At 36.4% G+C, this 17,727-nt stretch carries 12 protein-coding genes; 7 read left to right on the top strand and 5 right to left on the bottom strand.

Annotated elements, in window-relative coordinates:
* Positions 1–249: 249 nt before the first annotated feature.
* Together F6K22_RS08410 and F6K22_RS08405 are read left to right on the top strand one after the other, a co-directional pair.
* On the top strand, positions 250–510 hold the full coding sequence (locus tag F6K22_RS08410) for a DUF433 domain-containing protein (protein WP_293095765.1): 261 nt from the start codon (positions 250–252) through the stop codon (positions 508–510).
* A 19-nt stretch (positions 511–529) separates the two neighbouring features.
* A complete protein-coding gene (locus F6K22_RS08405; RefSeq protein ID WP_293095762.1) occupies positions 530–757 on the top strand; it encodes a DUF5615 family PIN-like protein in 228 nt (75 codons plus the stop codon).
* 137 nt (positions 758–894) lie between these two features.
* On the opposite strand, the gene F6K22_RS08400 is transcribed toward F6K22_RS08405, so the two are convergent.
* Entirely contained in the window at positions 895–1,275 is a 381-nt protein-coding gene (locus F6K22_RS08400) for a VOC family protein (RefSeq protein ID WP_293095759.1), read from the bottom strand.
* A 243-nt stretch (positions 1,276–1,518) separates the two neighbouring features.
* On the opposite strand from F6K22_RS08400, the gene F6K22_RS08395 reads away from it, so the two are divergent.
* Complete coding sequence (locus F6K22_RS08395; protein ID WP_293095756.1) at positions 1,519–1,863, top strand: Imm30 family immunity protein; 345 nt, start codon at positions 1,519–1,521, stop codon at positions 1,861–1,863.
* A 132-nt stretch (positions 1,864–1,995) separates the two neighbouring features.
* Here the strand turns inward: F6K22_RS08395 and F6K22_RS08390 are convergent, their stop codons facing one another.
* Positions 1,996–2,223 carry a DUF4926 domain-containing protein gene (locus tag F6K22_RS08390; RefSeq protein WP_293095753.1) on the bottom strand — a complete coding sequence of 76 codons (228 nt, stop codon included), beginning with the start codon at positions 2,221–2,223 and terminating at the stop codon, positions 1,996–1,998.
* A gap of 250 nt (positions 2,224–2,473) precedes the next feature.
* On the opposite strand from F6K22_RS08390, the gene F6K22_RS08385 reads away from it, so the two are divergent.
* Positions 2,474–2,842 (top strand): hypothetical protein, encoded by a 369-nt coding sequence (locus tag F6K22_RS08385; protein WP_293095751.1) that lies wholly within the window; start codon positions 2,474–2,476, stop codon positions 2,840–2,842.
* Positions 2,839–3,249, top strand: a complete 411-nt coding sequence (locus F6K22_RS08380) for a putative toxin-antitoxin system toxin component, PIN family (protein WP_293095748.1) — start codon at positions 2,839–2,841, stop codon at positions 3,247–3,249. The genes F6K22_RS08385 and F6K22_RS08380 overlap by 4 nt, the downstream gene beginning before the upstream one ends.
* A 292-nt stretch (positions 3,250–3,541) precedes the next feature.
* On the opposite strand, the gene F6K22_RS08375 is transcribed toward F6K22_RS08380, so the two are convergent.
* Positions 3,542–9,235, bottom strand: a complete 5,694-nt coding sequence (locus F6K22_RS08375) for a glycerophosphodiester phosphodiesterase family protein (protein ID WP_293095745.1) — start codon at positions 9,233–9,235, stop codon at positions 3,542–3,544.
* A 1,393-nt stretch (positions 9,236–10,628) separates the two neighbouring features.
* Here F6K22_RS08375 and F6K22_RS08370 point away from each other — a divergent pair.
* A complete protein-coding gene (locus F6K22_RS08370) occupies positions 10,629–11,669 on the top strand; it encodes an ion transporter (protein ID WP_293095743.1) in 1,041 nt (346 codons plus the stop codon).
* A 1,894-nt stretch (positions 11,670–13,563) separates the two neighbouring features.
* Here the strand turns inward: F6K22_RS08370 and F6K22_RS08365 are convergent.
* Positions 13,564–14,298, bottom strand: coding sequence for an energy-coupling factor ABC transporter ATP-binding protein (locus tag F6K22_RS08365; RefSeq protein ID WP_293095740.1), 735 nt, complete (start codon positions 14,296–14,298; stop codon positions 13,564–13,566).
* A 997-nt stretch (positions 14,299–15,295) separates the two neighbouring features.
* Here F6K22_RS08365 and F6K22_RS08360 point away from each other — a divergent pair.
* On the top strand, positions 15,296–15,418 hold the full coding sequence (locus F6K22_RS08360; protein WP_293095737.1) for a hypothetical protein: 123 nt from the start codon (positions 15,296–15,298) through the stop codon (positions 15,416–15,418).
* A 134-nt stretch (positions 15,419–15,552) separates the two neighbouring features.
* On the opposite strand, the gene cbiQ is transcribed toward F6K22_RS08360, so the two are convergent.
* Positions 15,553–16,350: a cobalt ECF transporter T component CbiQ gene (gene cbiQ / locus F6K22_RS08355; protein ID WP_293095734.1), complete on the bottom strand. Its 798-nt coding sequence runs from the start codon at positions 16,348–16,350 to the stop codon at positions 15,553–15,555.
* Between the last annotated feature and the right edge of the window lie 1,377 nt (positions 16,351–17,727).

Below are 17,727 nucleotides of genomic sequence, written 5' to 3'. Positions count from 1 at the left end.
CTTTGCAGTTGTTAGCTTATCATATTGCTGCTCATCGTGGTTTGGATGTCTATCAACCAAGGAATTTGGCAAAGTCGGTGACAGTGGAGTAGGATTTTTTCAGTGAACAGTTATCAGTTAGCCTCTTACTAGGAACTGCGTTAACAGTTATCAGTATCTTCTGTTGAAATAGTTGGATATTGCAAAGTAGGGACGTTGCATCTAACGTTCCTACTGATTTATCATTTGTAAAAAAAGGAAAATGGAGTCATGTTAAAACAACTAGATCGAATTACTTTTGACCCGAAAATTATGACAGGAAAAGCTTGTATTCGAGGAATGCGAATTCCTGTTTCTTTAATTCTGAATTTAGTTGCTAATGGGAAACCTAATCAGGAAATTTTAGAGGAATATCCCGATCTAGAATTAGAGGATATTAAACAATGTTTATTTTATGCTGCCTGGTTAGCTGAAGAAAGAGTTATTCCTATTGAAAAAAAGCAGGAGTTACAGCGGTTTTCATTTCAGTAGACCACAGTAGGGACGTTGCATGCAACGTCCCTACATGGTTTTGGTTATAACGATGTGGTTCATCAAGAGCGAAAAGCGCTGTAGAATCGGTAAAATGAAGTTTCTAGCAGATATGGGTATTTCTCAAAGAACTGTAGAACGGCTACGAAATAAAGGCTATGATATTGTTCATTTAAGGGAACAAGGGTTACAAAGATTGGCAGATGAAAATATCTTAGCTAAAGCTATAACTGAGGAACGAATATAGACAGGAAGAAACTTTTACGTCATAACGGCCATTAATAAGCACGGCTTCTAGGCACTTTTAGGCGATTGACGTAATTTCCTTACATAGAGTGACTCTCAGCCATTTTTAAACCATAAAATGTGTAAGTCTCATCTTTTTTATGGAGATAGGTTTGAGAGTTCAATTAGATTTTGATCGGGATCGCGCACGTACACCGATCTCAAAGCTGATACGGCTCCAGTTCTATAGACACAACCCTCTATAATTTCGATGCCGTTTTGCTCAAGCTCTTTGATAACCTCATCAAGGGGTGTATCAACAATGAAACATAAATCTGCTGAACCTGGTGTTGGCGTTTGTGCCTTTGGCTCAAATTCTTGGCCAACTTCATGAAGATTGATTTTTTGAGAACCAAATATCAGAGCTTTTCGGTTATTGCCGAAGGTCACTTCTTCCATGCCTAAAGCTTTATAAAAAGCGAGAGTTAAATCTAGAGATTTAACCGTTAAAACAAGATGATCTAGTCTACATATATGCATATCATGCCTCCTTTCTGCCAAAGAGTAAATCCCAAAGGCCGGTTATTACATTATGGTATAACTCCGGTTTCTGATACGCGCGTGTAAGTAAAAACGCGCCTTGAACATTGGCTATAATTGCCTATGCTCTATTTATCTTTTTCAAGGATTATATAATACAGATATTAGAAAGAGTCTACAAGAACTCATTGAACTTAATAAAATAACTTGGTTAACCTTTTTTGATAAAGGAGTTATCAGCTTATGAATTTAATCAAAATCTTACAAGAAAATCGTTTAATGAAAACACCTCAAGAAATTAAGATATTTGAGGAAACTTTAGAAAAAATTGCTGAACATCCTAATGATGACAATTTAAAAGACTTACATCTTATTTTAGATGATAATTGTGAACATCCTGAAATTATGTTTAGTTTAGTTCATTTTTTAGAAGATTTTGAACTACAAAAACAAATACAAGCTTTTATTGAACTTATTCCTCAATTAATGAACGCTGCACCTGAATGGACAAAAATAATTCACTATCGAATAATTAATGATGAATCTGCTTGTAAACTTTATCAAAATAGCCTGGAATTAGCTAATTAAAGGACACCTCATTTCTTATATCAACTTTTACTAGAAAGCGTTAAAAATTATCTCAATTTACCTTCGGAGGTCATGTTCACCTAAATTATTGTATTCTTTCTAGAAGCTAAAATGATATTCTAGTATCTGTCATCAATTCAAAAATGTGACTTTTTCTTGTGTTTGTTCCACATTAATTAATTCAATTTGAGACTCAGAAACTTCTACTGTATCTTGAGCAATTAAACCTTCTACACTGTAGCCATCTTCTTCTTGAGACATGGGATAATATTCAACAATTACCCCAATACTACCTTTTTTGAGATTAAACTCAGGAATATCTTGAATTAATTTAACTTTATAAAATAGAGGAAAAGTCATTTTAGTTATTATTTATAGCATTTATTAGTAAGTTTGAGGTACACTGCTAGAGATCCCCCCTAACCCCCCTTGACAAAGGGGGGAACCGGAAGTCCCCCTTTTTAAGGGGGATTTAGGGGGATCGTTGATGTGCCTCACCTACTATATTAGTTATCAATTTAAAAATGTTGCTTTTTCTTTTGTTTGTTCAATATTAATTAATTTAAGTATAAATAAAGTAGGTTTTAAAGAATCAGGAGAAAACTGAGTTATGAGACAAATTATTTTAACCCCCGAACAAGAAAAGTTGTTAGAAAAATTACTGAATACTGGCAAATATAACACAGCTCAAGAGGCGATCGCTAGAGCATTTCAGTTATTGGAGGAAGAGGATGATGATATTAAATTACCCTCTTATGTTAAAGGGACTGAATCTGCGAAAAAGTTATTGAAGGAAAAAATTAAAAAGTATCGAGAGGAACGAGAAAAAAATAAGAATAAACCTATCGATCCTGAAAGAGCAAGGTTAAGTCAAGAATTGCGAGAATTATTTGATAAAACTCAAGCAATTCCAGGAATTCAAGAGATTACTGAGGAGGAAATAGTCGCTGAAATTGAAGCTTATCGGAGAGGTGAATGAGAATTATTGTTGATACTAATGTTTTAATTTCTGCGGTTTTAAAAGGAAGAAAACCTAGAGCGATTATCCAATTAATTAGCGATAGTTATGATATGGATTGGATAGTTTCTCAAGAGATTTTAGCAGAAGATCGAGAAGTGTTAAATCGACGTAAGTTAAAGTTAACAAATGAGGTAAGACAGGAATGGCTTGATAAGATTGAAACAATTCCTAAATTAATTGAAATGAATCTTATAGTTGACTTTAAAAGAGACCCTAAAGATGCTAAGTTTATCGCTTTAGCAATGGCAAGTGAAGCGGATTTTTTGATTACAGGGGATAAAGATTTTAGTGAGATGAGAGAATTACCAAAAACAGTTATTATTTCGGTTTCTTTGTTCTATGATTTCTTTATAAATGAGGAATAGATAGATGTTGAAAATGGTTATTGCTCGTTTAGGAGAAAACTGAGTTATGAGACAAATTACTTTAACCTCTGAACAAGAAAAGTTATTAGAAAAAGAAACTCATACCATGTTCGGATAATAAGTTATAAAAAAGTTTTTGTTTGTAGTAGGGCTTTAGCCCGAACTATAGATAGGGCTGAAGCCCTACTACAAACTATCACATATCATAACCAAAACCCTGTAGGGGCGATTCGCTTGCTCGCCCCTACTGTGGTCTACTGAAATGAAAACCGCTGTAAAATCTACTCCCTAATTACCTGATTTGGAAATTATCCTCAGTAATAGTGGGCGCACCATCAAGGATAGCAAACTGAGTAGACTCACCATCTACATTGTAGAATATACCGCCAGACTCTTCACTGTAGACAATGAAAGCACTAGAGCTATCTACATCATCATCATCGGTAACTATAGCAAAATCACTATTAACACTGAAACCAATTCCAGCACTACTCTCAAGCTCAGTAAAAGTTGAGCGGTCTAGAAGAATTCGATCGCCTTGGTTTCCATCTTCATCTGGTCTGAGGTCTGGTTGGAAATCATTGATAGTATCAACACCAAAATCATCGGAGTCAAATTCTTCATTACTATTGAAAATAAAGATGTCAATACTTGCACCACCAGTTAAAGTATCGTCGCCAGCACCGCCATTGATGCGATCGCGACCTTGACCACCATTCAACACATCATGACCATCACCACCAAGTAGGCGATCGTTGTCTTGACGACCTTGAAGTGTATCATTACCATCCTGACCGAACAAGAAATCACTACCACGACTACCAATAATTGAGTCGTCACCAGCACTACCTGCTAAGGTATCCGCGCCATTCAAACCGACAATAGTATCGTTGCCAGTGTCACCACTGAGAGCTTCAGCTTCGGGAGTACCTGTAATTAGCCTATCTTCGCTAGGATCTGTATCTTCAATAACGATTTGATCTACTTGATTTTCTGCATCAACAATATAACCATCTCCTGTTTCCAACTCAATAGTTGTGGTTTCACTTCCTTCCTCCTCACCATCAAAAAGAGTTGTCCAGGTAACAGTTGCTGTAGTTGCACCTTCATCAATAGTAATGGCGGAACGTCCGAGTTCATCTCCAACTGGGTCGAGAGATTCGAGGTTAGAAGCATTGGTTAACTCAGGAGGGAAATCTATATCGCCGAGAGCATTATCTGAATCTGTTTCTGACCAAACTACTCGCAAACCACCTTCTGGAGCAGGTACATTTAAGTTGAAAGTTAAAGAGTATTCATCTCCATTTTCACTAACAGTGTCAGGTTCAACCTCAATACTGACTGTAGGAATAGGAACTCCTATTCCTGGTGCTAAGTCTAGAGGTTCGTCTAGCTCTATCTGAATGATTTCGTTATTATCAATCTCTGGTGGTCGTCCCATGGAGAAAGGATAGTTGTTGTCATTGGCAACCAGAATTGTGTCTTCATCAATAACTAACACATTCTCAATGGTGAAAAAGGGGAAGTCAAAGCTAGTGTCGCCATCACCGTTGAGGTCGTCGGGGTCGTCAATATCTAGTAAGTCTACAACTTCCTCTTTGGCAACAAAACCTTCATCATCAACTTCAGAAATATCAATCTTAAAGATTTTCTTGAACTCAGCTTCATCCCCTTGACGACCATCTCGTTCAATAACTAAAAATTCAGTTTCATTGATGGGAGTAAAGTCACCAATAGCATGACCAGCTACATCAGTAGGATAGAAACCAACTAGATCCTCCTCAAAAGAGCTAGAAGCAGGATCGAATTCATAGATGCGCAACGCATTATCCGGATCGCCTTCAACTGCACCCTCTAATAAAGGATAGAAAGTTTCGCGGTCGGGACTAAATGCCATACCTTCATAACCACGGGAAGTCCGTATATTTGGTTCATCAATAAATTGCTCTACAACTATGCTGCCAGTAGCAGGGAAGTCAGTAAAGAAACCATCTGCACCAATTTCGATAAGTTGCTCGAACTCTTCTCCTGGAGTTTGAGGTGTACCATCGGGGTTGAGAGTAAGGAAACGCTCTTCATCACGCAAAGTGTAGGGATGAACCTGCAAACCTGCATCATGTGCCCAATCTATTAGTGGTAATACCTCCCCAGTTAATTGAGTGGTAATTTCCGCGTTACCATCACCGTCACCATCAACGGGTGTCTCTATATCATCTCGGAGCAAGAAACTATTTTTCCAAGGTCCTAAACCATCAGCGTAGGCACCGATTAGTTCGATTACTTCCGGGTTTGCTAGGTCGGCGTAGGTAGGAACACTAGAGAAGTCGATTAGGTCAGCTAGGTTGCCGTAGATAGCACGAGTATTAGCAGTTTCGAGGAGAGGTTGTAGCCTTTCAGGATTAAAGGAAATATCAGCCTGAGTTTCTCCTATAGGCTCAATTCCAGTAACTTTAACTATCATGTCGTCAAAGTCTTGATTGGAATTAGCAAAGGGCAACTCCTCGGCGGCAATGATGAATTCGTTTTCAACTTCGGAATAAACAGCAAACTGAGGATCGCTCTCTGGATTCAGAGCATTGTTAGTTGAAAAGGTGTAGCTTTCGGCTCCTAATCCGGTAGGGTCGCCAATGGGTAAGCTGTTTATTAGCCCAAAGTGAACTTGCTGACTAAAGTTATTGGCAACTTCATCACCATTAATAGCAACTACACCTGCCTCGCTAATGGTAACTTCGATAGATTTAGGTGCGCTGTCTGGACCAGCAAATAGAACGACAGTGTTATCGGGATTGGTGGCATCCTGTAGAATAAATTGGTTAGTATCTTGGAGGTTGCCAAACTGATCGAGTATCTCTTGAGGTGCTCCAGGTCCGGGATTTTTCTCAGCTAAAAGGGTTACGGTAAAAGCACTACCAGTGAAGGTAGCATAGTTGACCTGATCTGTGATTGCATCAATACCAGTGGGTTCAAACTGCTCGGAATTGGCAACGAAATCGAAGGGTACTGAGAACCCGCCGCCACCTTCGTTGATGAATTCATCTTCAGTGTCACCGAGTAACTGCACTAGCTTTAGGTTTTCGAGACCTTGAGCAGGTAATATTTCGTTGCGCAGCTCAAGTAGGTTTTGAACTTCAAATGACTGGATAAAAATACGGTCAGGGTCGGTAAAACCTGTATTTTGCAGAGTTTGAATTAGGGGTTCTTCTAAAGATAAGTTCTGCTCGTCGAAGAAAGTCGGGTGTTTGGTTTCTGGATAGATGCCAACTTCAAACCCAAATTCTTCCATTTCTTGTACCAACTCGATAACTTCTTGGAAGGTGGGAATCTCAAATTCACCATTGAAAGATTGGTCGCGGAAGTCACGAGATTGAACGGCGCGTAGTTGTTTTATTTCTGCTAGGGTGAAGTCTTCTGCAAAATAATTAGTAACTGCTTCACCATCAAGAATCTTGGTAGTTTCACGCTCTGGGAATATTTCAGCAACGTTGGTGGTTTCGCCTAGCATCGGTTCGTGTCGGGCAATAAGAACTCCATCGGAAGTAATTACGAGGTCTGGTTCAACGAAGTCCGCACCTTGAACAATAGCTAAACGATATGCTTCTAAGGTATGCTCTGGGAAGTCACCACTTGCACCCCGGTGTCCGATAACTATTGGTGCGCTGCCGTCGAGGGTATTGAAATTATTGAGGTTAGGATTTTGAGGCGCTCGTACTTCGTCGGCAACAATAGCATCCCGAACGGGAACTCCTGTCCGTGCGAAGTCTGTAAAGAAACCATCTGCTCCGATATCTATTAGTTGTTCAAATTCTTCTTCAGGAGTTTGAGGTGTTCCTGTTCCTAAAGACAAGAAGGAAAAAGAACCATCAGCGACAAATGGTCCACCGGTGGGAAGAAGTAGACCTGAGTCTGGATCGACGACAAAAGTAGCAGCAGCATTTTCTGATAAGGCAAAACCAAAACCAAGGAACCCATCAGTGTCAACTCCATTGGTAATTGGATCGACAGTACCACTTTCCTGAACAATTCCCAGATCGTTAGTATCCAAAAAGTCTTCCGATATAAACACACTGGAGACGCTGCCGGACTCAGGACCACCGACTGTGACGAACTCCCCAGTTTCTTCATTGAATTCTAACAAAATATTGTTCACGCCAAAACCTGCTTCTACACCTGCTAAGTCAGGGTTGCCTATTTCTTCGGCGAATTCGGGAGCAACAAACAAGGGAATGGCTGGCGAAGAAATTATTCCTGTATTCGGATCGAAGGTTAAGTCTGCTAGCTCTAATGTAAAGTCAAAGAATGCTTCCGTATTATTTTCTTCATCAGTTTGAGTGGAATCGATACGGCTATAAAGAGCGGCATTTCCACCGGGGCGCTCTATACCTACTAGGGCGTTGAGAATTATTTGCGGGCTATTAAATTCCTCAACATCCGGGTTAAGAGTTAGAAAACGTTCTTCATCACGCAAAGTGTAGGGATGAACTTGCAAACCTGCATCGTGAGCATCTTCTATAAAGGAAGTAATTTCTCCTGTCAACTGACTATCAATTTCTGCTTCCCCATCTCCATCACCATCAACTGGGGTATCTAAAGACTCGCGCAATATAATGTTATTTTTCCAAGGTCCTGCCCCTTCTGCATACAACTCGCCGATCGCTTCTAGAAATTCTGCACTGTCGAGGTCTGCATAAACAGTATTTTCAGAGAGAGGAGCATCTAGTGCATCTAGGAATTCTTGACCGTAAATAGCTGCTAAGTCGTTACCTTCAGCAACATTAAACCGGATGTCGAATGGGAAAGAGAAGCCAGCATCTGGATTAGCTCCTTCAGTAGTATTTCCATATAGTTGAACTAAAGGAATATCTCCGAGTTCTGCATCATCTAACTGTTCTTGTAAGTCAATTAAGTTGGCAAATTCAAAGGACTGGATGAAAATACGGTCAGGGTCTGTGAAACCTGTGTCTTGCAGGGTTTGAATTAGAGGTTCTTCTAAAGATAAATCCTGTTCATCAAAAAATGTAGGGTGTTTGGTTTCGGGATAAATTCCAACTTGAACACCTGTTTCTGCTTCTACTCTTTGAACAAGTTCGATGATTTCTTCTAATGTCGGAATCTCAAATAACCCATCAAACTCAGGGTCGCGGAAGTCGCGAGATTGAACTGCGCGTAGTTGTTTGATTTCTTCAAGAGTAAAGTCTTCAGCAAAATAACCAGTTGTTTCTTCACCGTCAAGAATTTTGGTGCTTTGGCGTTCTGGACCGAATACTTCAGCAACGTTGGTGGTATCGTCTAGCAGTGGTTCGTGACGTGCGATGAGAAAGCCGTCGGATGTAGTTACAAGGTCGGGTTCAATAAAATCAGCACCAGCGGCGATCGCTGCTTCATAAGCTGCTAGGGTATGTTCTGGTAAGTCTCCGCTTGCACCTCTGTGGGCAATAACTAGAGGATCTTGGCCGTTAAGGGTGTTGAGTTCGATGGGGTTGGGTGTGGCAATTGGAGCTTCTAATAAAGTTCCGGTACTATCGAAGTGTAGGATATAAGGCCCAAATTCCTCTCCAATCCAAATATCGCCATTATCCGCGATGACAAAAGACTCGAGATCGAAGTCTGCTCCAGTGAGGAGGCGATCGCTTGTGTCTTCATTAACAATATCAAAGGGTATGAGATTATTAGGGTCTGCTAGTTGAATAAATCCTTGAATATCAACGCTAGTATTGCCATCTTCTGTTCCTGCAAAGTCTGGGTCAAGTTGATATAATCTGAGCAAATAGTCGGCACTATTTCCTTGAGAACCAAAACCATTGTCAGACAAAAACCAATAAGTGCTACCATCTTCACTACCAGGAGCAAATTGAACGCCACTAAATCCTTGTACTGGTTGACTATCAAATGGTGTTTCTCTATTCTGACTTTCAATAAAGTTTCCTGACGGGGGACCATCTGCAAATGTATCTGCTGGTAATACAGCAAATCCTACTAACTCCGGCATTTAATTCTCCTCTCACCTTGTAAATTTACAATTTGTTAAGAATTCCCCAGACATCATATTAGGTGAATGTTAAGTAAATATTTACAAAAGGTTAAATAAAGATTTAATTTAGGTTAAATAAATTTCAAAAATACTTAATTCCATAGGAAATATGCAAAATTAGACCTTTCAATAATTAACAATTAATTATTAGTTCTCCTGAAAAATAAGATGATTGAATAAAAAAAATTTTCTTTTTGTACTAATTTTTTTGAAAAACATAGTTTTTATATTTTAACCTGTTTGCATAAATTAGTAAGTATTAAAAACAACAATATTATCTGAAGTATTTGATATTTTGAGTAAACAAATTATGGTCTAGGTTATATAGAAATATTAAATAGGTTGCCATAAATTAACTAATTGCTAAAATAAAATTAAAGAATCATAAATTATGACCAGAAAATCAGGTGTCAAGTTTCCCCTTTAAAAGGAATAAAAAAAAGAAAATTCAGTATTTCAAGCCTCTCTATTGCACGAAGTACTGTTAACTAGCTATCAGCTTTTAGCATTTCCGTACCGGAATGCTTCCCTACGGGATGCTATGCATTCATGTGGCGCAGTCAAAAGCAAATAGCTAGCCTCCTGGGTCAGAACTAAGTTTTTTTCCTTACCGAAAAATAAAGATTTAAAGCCTCTCCTTTAAAGGAGAAAAAAGCGGTCGGAAAGCGGAGCATTCGGTCAGGATGGGATGGCGAGGTTTCCCGCTCTTACAGAGCCGCTCCGAAGTTCGCCATATCCAATATCCCCTTGAGAAGAAAAAAATTTCCTTTTTAACCAATCCTATCTATTTTAAGAAGAGGTAATTATTAATTATTAATTATTAATTATTAATTATTAATTATTGAACGAATACTCCGCAAATATGTCGCATAGAGTTTTTCATATCGGCGACAACGGAAACGGAGTTTTGGGGTACAAAACAGCTTTTAGTAGCTCTGGGTTAAAATCCCCGTCAACCCTAAGCGCAGGATGGTTTAGGAGATGTTGAAATCCCCTTTTAAAAGTAAAAAAATAATCTGAGTGATTGCTGAGTGCTGACCACTTCTTTAACTGATAACTAATAACTGAAATAACCATATAGACTTGCATATAATGTCTCTACTTCCAGATGGATTACCAATTAGCTATTAGTTTATTGGCAAAGTAAGCCTACAGATAAAAGCTATTTTATTCTGCCATAACTATCTCGCTTTCATGGTAGCTTACTCTACTTTATCAATATGAAAACTCTCTATAAATCCTCAGATAACTCCAATATTATTCCTGTATTTTGCAGTATTTTATAAAATTTAATAATTATCAATAAGCTAATAAAAAAATCAATGTAAACATTATAAGTGTGCATAGAAAAATGATAAAAATACAAAAAAAGCGTAAATCTTTGCAAGAAAACATTTACTATATTTTTGAATATTCCGACCAAAGAAATTTGTTAAGCTTACTAGATGATTTGGTGATTACTATTTTCACGAGCATTAGTGTGAGTGCATTTATTTTAGAAACATCTCCCAGATTTTCAGAACATTATCCTGAACAATTAAAATTAGTCGAAATACTTATAACTGGATTTTTTACTTTAGAATATTTGATCAGAATCTGGATATGTACGGTTAATCCTAAATATAATCATCCAATTTATGGCAGATTAAAATATCTAATTACACCCTTGGCATTGATAGACCTTGTAGCTATTTTGCCGTTTTATCTACAAGTATTATTTCCTAGTTTAGAATTTATAGAATTCACTCTGTTGCTGCGTTTATTTCGCTTATTTAAAATCAGCAGATATTCAGAATCACTGCGGACTATTCTTAAAGTTATAGTTGCAAAAAAAGAAGAATTAATAGCTACATTACTGATAGTAATTTTTGTCTTAGTTTTTGTCTCAAGTCTCATGTTTCTAGCAGAAAGTGAAGCACAACCAGAGAAATTTTCTAGTATTCTAGAGACTATGTGGTGGGGAGTAGTAACTTTAACAACTGTGGGTTATGGAGATGTTTATCCTATGACTCATTTAGGTAAATTATTGAGTGCTGCAGTTGCTTTTTTAGGTATTGGAATTTTTGGTCTACCAGCAGGTATAATTGCATCTGGTTTTGCTGAAGAAGTTCAAAAAAGACGGGTAAAAAAAATAGTTCATCCAGTAGGAAAAGATATTAAGGTAAGTTCGGAAACTACAGTTGCGCCACACCCAGACTTTAGACATCATCATCATACAAAACAAGAACAACTAAAGGCGATCGCTAATTATATTGATGAGTCATCGGAGATTATGAAATTTTGTATAGAAACAGCAAAGAAAAAGTATGGAAATTATTTTCAAAATGAGGAAATTATTAAAGATTTTGCTATGCTTCTTTATCAGGAGACAACCCGGAAATTTCACCGTTAGTAAAAGCAGCTAAGGAAGAGGGAATAATTCATTAATTGATAATTGATAATGAATAATGGATAATTACCTCAAGGAAAACCGTAACCCAATTGAATATAAGGAAATATTTTTAATGGATAATGAAAACTATCTCTAATTAGGGTTTGCGCTCAAAAGTCTTTTTCTCAGGGTAGGAGGACCGAGACAGGAGACAGGAGACAGGAGACAGGAGGAACGGGGAATTATAGAGGAGGTAGAAGGAATTATTGTCCCTTGATTTTTCTACCCTTGAGAGACCAAAATACTAACTTTATTAGTCTCTCAAGCTCAAAAAGTTACACTTTTTTCGCTCCAAAAAGGCGCTTACCTTTATATGTAAATGGTTTTAGATTTAATCAGCAAGCCCTAATTATCAATTATTGATTAATAAAAGCTATCTCCAATTATCAATTGTCAATTATCCATTATCCATTGGTAAAGAGAGGCTTTAAACCAAATGGATTAATTATCAATTATCAATTATCCATTGGTAAGAAGGTTGTGGGTTTTCGGTTAAATAAATTGGTTTTGCCATACAATAAAATTAAATTGGAATAGTTTGCATACAGGGTTCTTTGAACGAGTTATAATACCAATTTGATAAATGTTTGCTACATTTTCTTGAACGGGGGAGTAGGGGAGTAGGGAAGTGGGGGAGAAGTAAACATAAGAATAATTAACACGCTCCTGGCTAATAATTATCAAAAAGCTTATTCGGCCTGTGTTAGTTTCTTAATAATTGAAGTTTCACTTAAGTATAGGATTCTTTTTTCACGCTTGGTATAAGAAACTAATGGTGAAATATTTCCTCGCAATAATATTAATGTACTGTCATTGGGAGGAGGGATAAAGGTAGTGGTTTGTCAATTTTTAAATGATGGGTTCAAACTAAATTCAGTAGACAAGGGAGAAAATTTAATAGATTACCCATCAAATCAATCTTGACAGAAAAGTAGTTAATTTTAGCTTTTTTTATTTCCAGAAATATCTAAATTTTCTCTACTTTTACTGTTACTATCTTTTGGAAATTTGTGATTAAGTTAATACCAGTTTAATCGATGTTGGCTACAAATAGGAAATCTTCGTTGTAACTGCTTCTTTGTTACCAAAACTTATTTACAGCAATTCCCAAAAAGCATGAGGTACAAAATTTCTTGGTTTTAGGTAGTAGTAATTCGGGAAACAGGGAATAGCGGTGCGACCCCGCGGGGTGCGACAGACGCACCTGGTAGCGCACTAAGAGAGAAAAAAAGAAAAACAACTGTACCTCAGTAACTTGAGAAACAGTATAGAACCCATTTGAGATATATCTAAAGATAGGCAAGAGAGTAGGAGAATAGGGATAATTTTTCTACCTTTTTCCCCCTATTCTATTTCTGAATCTCCTGACTCCTGAGGACTTACTCCTATGCCAAAAGCACATACCTTTGCAAAGATACCAAATGGGTTCTATATGATTGAGCAATAAAATCTATAATTTTTCTATTGTTTTCTTACTTCTTCTTTCTTCCTTCTATTAGACATCTCCAGAAAATAAAATTGCCCTTTATTTAGCATCATATATAGTTGTAAAAATTCCTCATAAAATTCTTTTTCGTACCTTTTTCCTAAAAATATATTACCTGTTCCCAGTTAAGTGTTAAGTGTTCCCTACTAGATGCAAAAAGTCTATATCTTTTTCACGCCTATGTCTATTATATAGATATCTCCAGAAAATAAATTTGCTCTTTATTTAACATAAGCTAGAGTTGTAAAAGTCACTTCACTTTCATTTTTCGTACCTTTTTCCTAAAAATTTCTTTCCTGTTGCCTGATGGAGCAGATGAACTGTTGCCTTCTATGCGCAAAAATTCCATATATTTTTCACGCCTATTATCTAATAATCAATAGGTAAACCATAGTATTCAAGAGTTGAACTATCCTGGATAATATTTTGAGTAGAAGTATCTACTTGAATTTGACCAGACTGCAAAATTAAAGCACGTTCAGTTACTTTACTAACCCAGTTTAAATCATGGGAAGCAATTAAAATAATTTTTACTGGTAATTGTAGGATAATTTCAACTAAATTACGTCGCCATAATGGATCGAGGCCATTAGTCGGTTCATCTAGTATTAAAATTTCTGGTTTTAATGCTAAAACTGCTGCTAAAGCTGCCAATCTTTTTTGACCTCCTGAAAGTTCATAAACAGAACGATTTGCATATTTTTCTAAACCAAATTTTATTAACAATTTCTCCGCAATTTCTGTAGTAGTTTCTGGGGATAAACCATAGTTAAGCGGACCAAAAGTTATATCCTCTAAAATAGTAGGCATAAATAATTGGTCATCAGGATTTTGGAAACAAAAACCTATCTGACTACGCACTTGGGATAAAGTTTTTTGTTGTAGGAGAATTCCTTGAATCCAAATTTCACCAGATAAAGGTTTTTTCAAGCCTACTAAAGTTTCCATAAAAGTGCTTTTGCCTGTACCTGTAGGTCCTAACAAAGCAACTCTTTCTCCTGGTTTAATTGTTAATGAAAGACCTCGTAAAACAGGTTCCTTTTGGGAATATTGAAATAATAAATCTTTGACATAGACTCCAGCTTGTGATTTGTCCTCTTGCATTTGATCAATAACTAATTATTAACACAGGAATAGGATTTTTATTAACTACTGATAAATATTAAGTAGCAGGTTTAGGAAATATTATAGCGGTTCTCATTTTAATCAGGTACAGTATTTTTCTCTATTCCCTATTTCCTCTCCCTATTTCCTCAAATAAAAAATTTTTATTTCACCAATTTGAACAAAGAATCTTACAAATAATCAGAGTGATTGAAAGACTTTACATGAGTTGTCTGTTTGACTATCTTTGGCTAAAAATCAAGCTTTACCCTAAAATTTATTAGAGGTTATTCTTCGCTGTAAGTAGCCAATCAGACGGAGACCCTATCTGTACAGTCAATTCATAAATTTTCCCTACTGATTTCTAGCAAAAATCTACCTATTCGTACTGAATATTTCAGGACTTACGCACACCAAAACCAGAAGCCAGGTTTTTTCCTAAATGTCTATTGTTAAAATCAACTATTTCTTACAGCAACAGGTTTTCTTTCCGTAAGTCCTATATTGATCGGAATCTTAATTATACCATTTTTCCAAAGTAATTATATACATCAATCTCTGTACCAACCATTTGTAGAGGCGAGGGAATATCCATTGCTTGATTGAATCGATATAGCGTTTCTCAGCCTTTGTGAGGTACAGTTGTTTTTCTTCTTTATCTATTCCTACGGAACAAGAATTACTACTCCCTACTCCCTATTCCCTTTCCCCCGTTCCCTGTTCCCTGTTCCCTGAAACCAAAGAATGCGCGTACCTCACGAATATGGGAATTGCTATATTACTTAATTCGTCATTAATATTCAGGTAAGGAATCAGCTCTCGGTTTTTTGATAATTAAGTAAGGATTTGTTTAAGAATACTTATATTAACTTAAGAGCTACTTATTTTATTTATGCTATAAATTATCTGAAATATATCTATAATAATTTCTGACTTAAAGACAAGACGAGCTTCATTAATGGATAATGGATAATTGATAATTGATAATTATCAATTAATGAAACGACTCCTAAAAGACTTTACAGAAGATATCCCTTTAACAGAAAAGATAATTCCCGACCTAAAAAATGGTATTGAAGCCATTAATTCTGACTCCCAACTCCTAACTCCTAACTCCTAACTCCTAACTCCTAACTCCTAACTCCTGACTCCTGACTCCTAATAAACAGTCTAGTGATTTGTAGCAAACATTTATAAAATTGGTATTACATATTGATAATTCAAGATTTGCCTATCCCAAGCATTTAATAAATTTCAAAATCTAACTAAAAAAAATAATTCTGCAATAATCAAACTAACAGAAATTATCAGAGATAGAAATAGATATATTAAATCCGAGCCAAATTGAATACCATTTCTAGAAGTAGAAGATATGAGATGATTTTCGTTATTGAATACATTGCCATAACCACGCAATAACATTGCTTGATAAACTCGCTCTGCTTGTTGATAACTTCGTACTAAAAGACTACCAGTAACAGCAGCATAAACTGATAAATTTCTCCAACTAATTTGACTCGTTTGAAAACCTCGTAATTTAGTAGCTTTCAGCATCATGTTAAGTTTGTGAGATAGTTCAAAAATATAACGATAAGATAACATCAACATATCCGTAATAATCGGAGAAATTCCTAGCCTTCTCATTCCTTTTACAGTTGTTAAAAATGAACTTGTACCGAATAAAATTAGACCAGTAGTCATAATAGCAAAAAAACGACTAACAATTAATATAACTGCCAGACAACCTTCTTGACGAATTGTCAAAAATCCAAATTGCCAAATAATTGTTTGACCAGATAGAAAAGGTAAAAAAATAATTACCCCAAATAAAAAAAATCCTGGATAACGTAACCGACTTGCTAAAAATGATAAAGGAAGTTTGGAAATTCCATAAAGCATCACAGTTACTAAGAGCATCAATGGAATTAAATACCAACTATTAACTGTCGCAAAGGCAAACATCAATGTGATTAAACCAATAAGTTTATATTTCACATCCCATTGATGTATTGGAGAGTTTAAATTAGCATACTCATCTAGAGCAAACTTCATGACTATACCAGTCCTTCGAGTAATGATTAGGTTTTAGGTTTTAGGTGATAGGTAGTATAGCAATCATATTTCAGTTGTAAGATTTTAGTGGTAATTAGGAGTCAACCCACCCCTAATACCAATTCCCAAAAGCATTGCTATACTTAGGTCGCACTTCAGTTATTAAGTAATTAACACAGGGGAAATTACCATGCTTGCTAATAATAGCCCAGTTAATGTTTATTATTCTTATGTTTATTCCTCCCCACACGGACCACACTTCCCCACCCAATCGGGTATAGTATTCTTTTTGAGAAATGGTATAACTCCTCCCAGGAGGGGAAGTCAGTCAGACCGAGTCAGAATATAAAAGAATTTTGATTGCTCTTAATTGTTCTTAAATATCTATCAAAATCATTCCTGATTGCTATATGGGTTTAGAAGTGGATGATTTTAACAAATATGAGGTCGATTAATGTTGGCTAAAAATACTAAATTATTAATTATAACCTACTTCAATCTTCTTGTAGACTTATTTATACTAATTCACTTTAAAGATGTTAGAAATAGTTTCCAACTTTAAATGCGAAAGAATTTCCTGAAATTATTGTATAGTTAAAGTTTTGACCCTATAAAATATTACTTTTAACTTTTAACTTCTCTCCTTAGAGCAGGGCTGTTTCAAAGTATGGTAAGTTAACTATTTAGGGATAACGGGAGATGAGGGGATAGGGGAATAGGAAAATTCACCAAAATTTGCCGATTTTTGAGTGTCGGAGTGTCGTTAAACTCTGACTAAATGTCTGGTTCAATTAGCTTAAATGACAACAATTCCTTAATTGACCTTCAAGGATAATTGATAAATTTGGCGTGTTTCCTAACTACCCGTGCCAAAATTTCCCAGTTATCCTCATTTCTCTATTCCTCTATATTTTTCGCCAGAATGAAACAGCCCTGGCCTCTTAGGGGGGTAAGAGTGGGGTTGATTTTTGACTTGCGTGAAACGGTATTAAGACTTACTGATTAAGTCTAAAAGTATTTACAGATAAAGATTTTCGCCTTTTTTATGCAAAAAAAGAGCAAGTTTTTCGCTCCTTAAAGCTCAAAAAGTGAGCATTTTCAGCAGACAAGGGCGGAGAAATTGAGCGACAATTATTCCTCAATTATTCCTCCTAACTCCTAACAAATAAATAATTTTTCAAACCTCCCTTTTCAAGGGGATAAAAAAGAAAATTCCATATTTCAAGCCTTCGGCTTTAGACCTATGCTTTATAGATGCTTTACAGAACCCCTGAAGGTATCTTTGGTAAAAGTGCGGGTTTTTGGCAAAGGAGTCAGGACTCAGTTAGGGGAGCCATCGGTAGGGCGACGTACAGAAGTTAGGAGACGGAGAAATAA

It is taken from the genome of Okeania sp. SIO2F4, from assembly GCF_010672385.1.
Taxonomy (GTDB): domain Bacteria; phylum Cyanobacteriota; class Cyanobacteriia; order Cyanobacteriales; family Microcoleaceae; genus Trichodesmium.
Note: the sequence above shows the minus strand (reverse complement) of the source record. Positions and strands in the feature narration are given on the sequence as shown.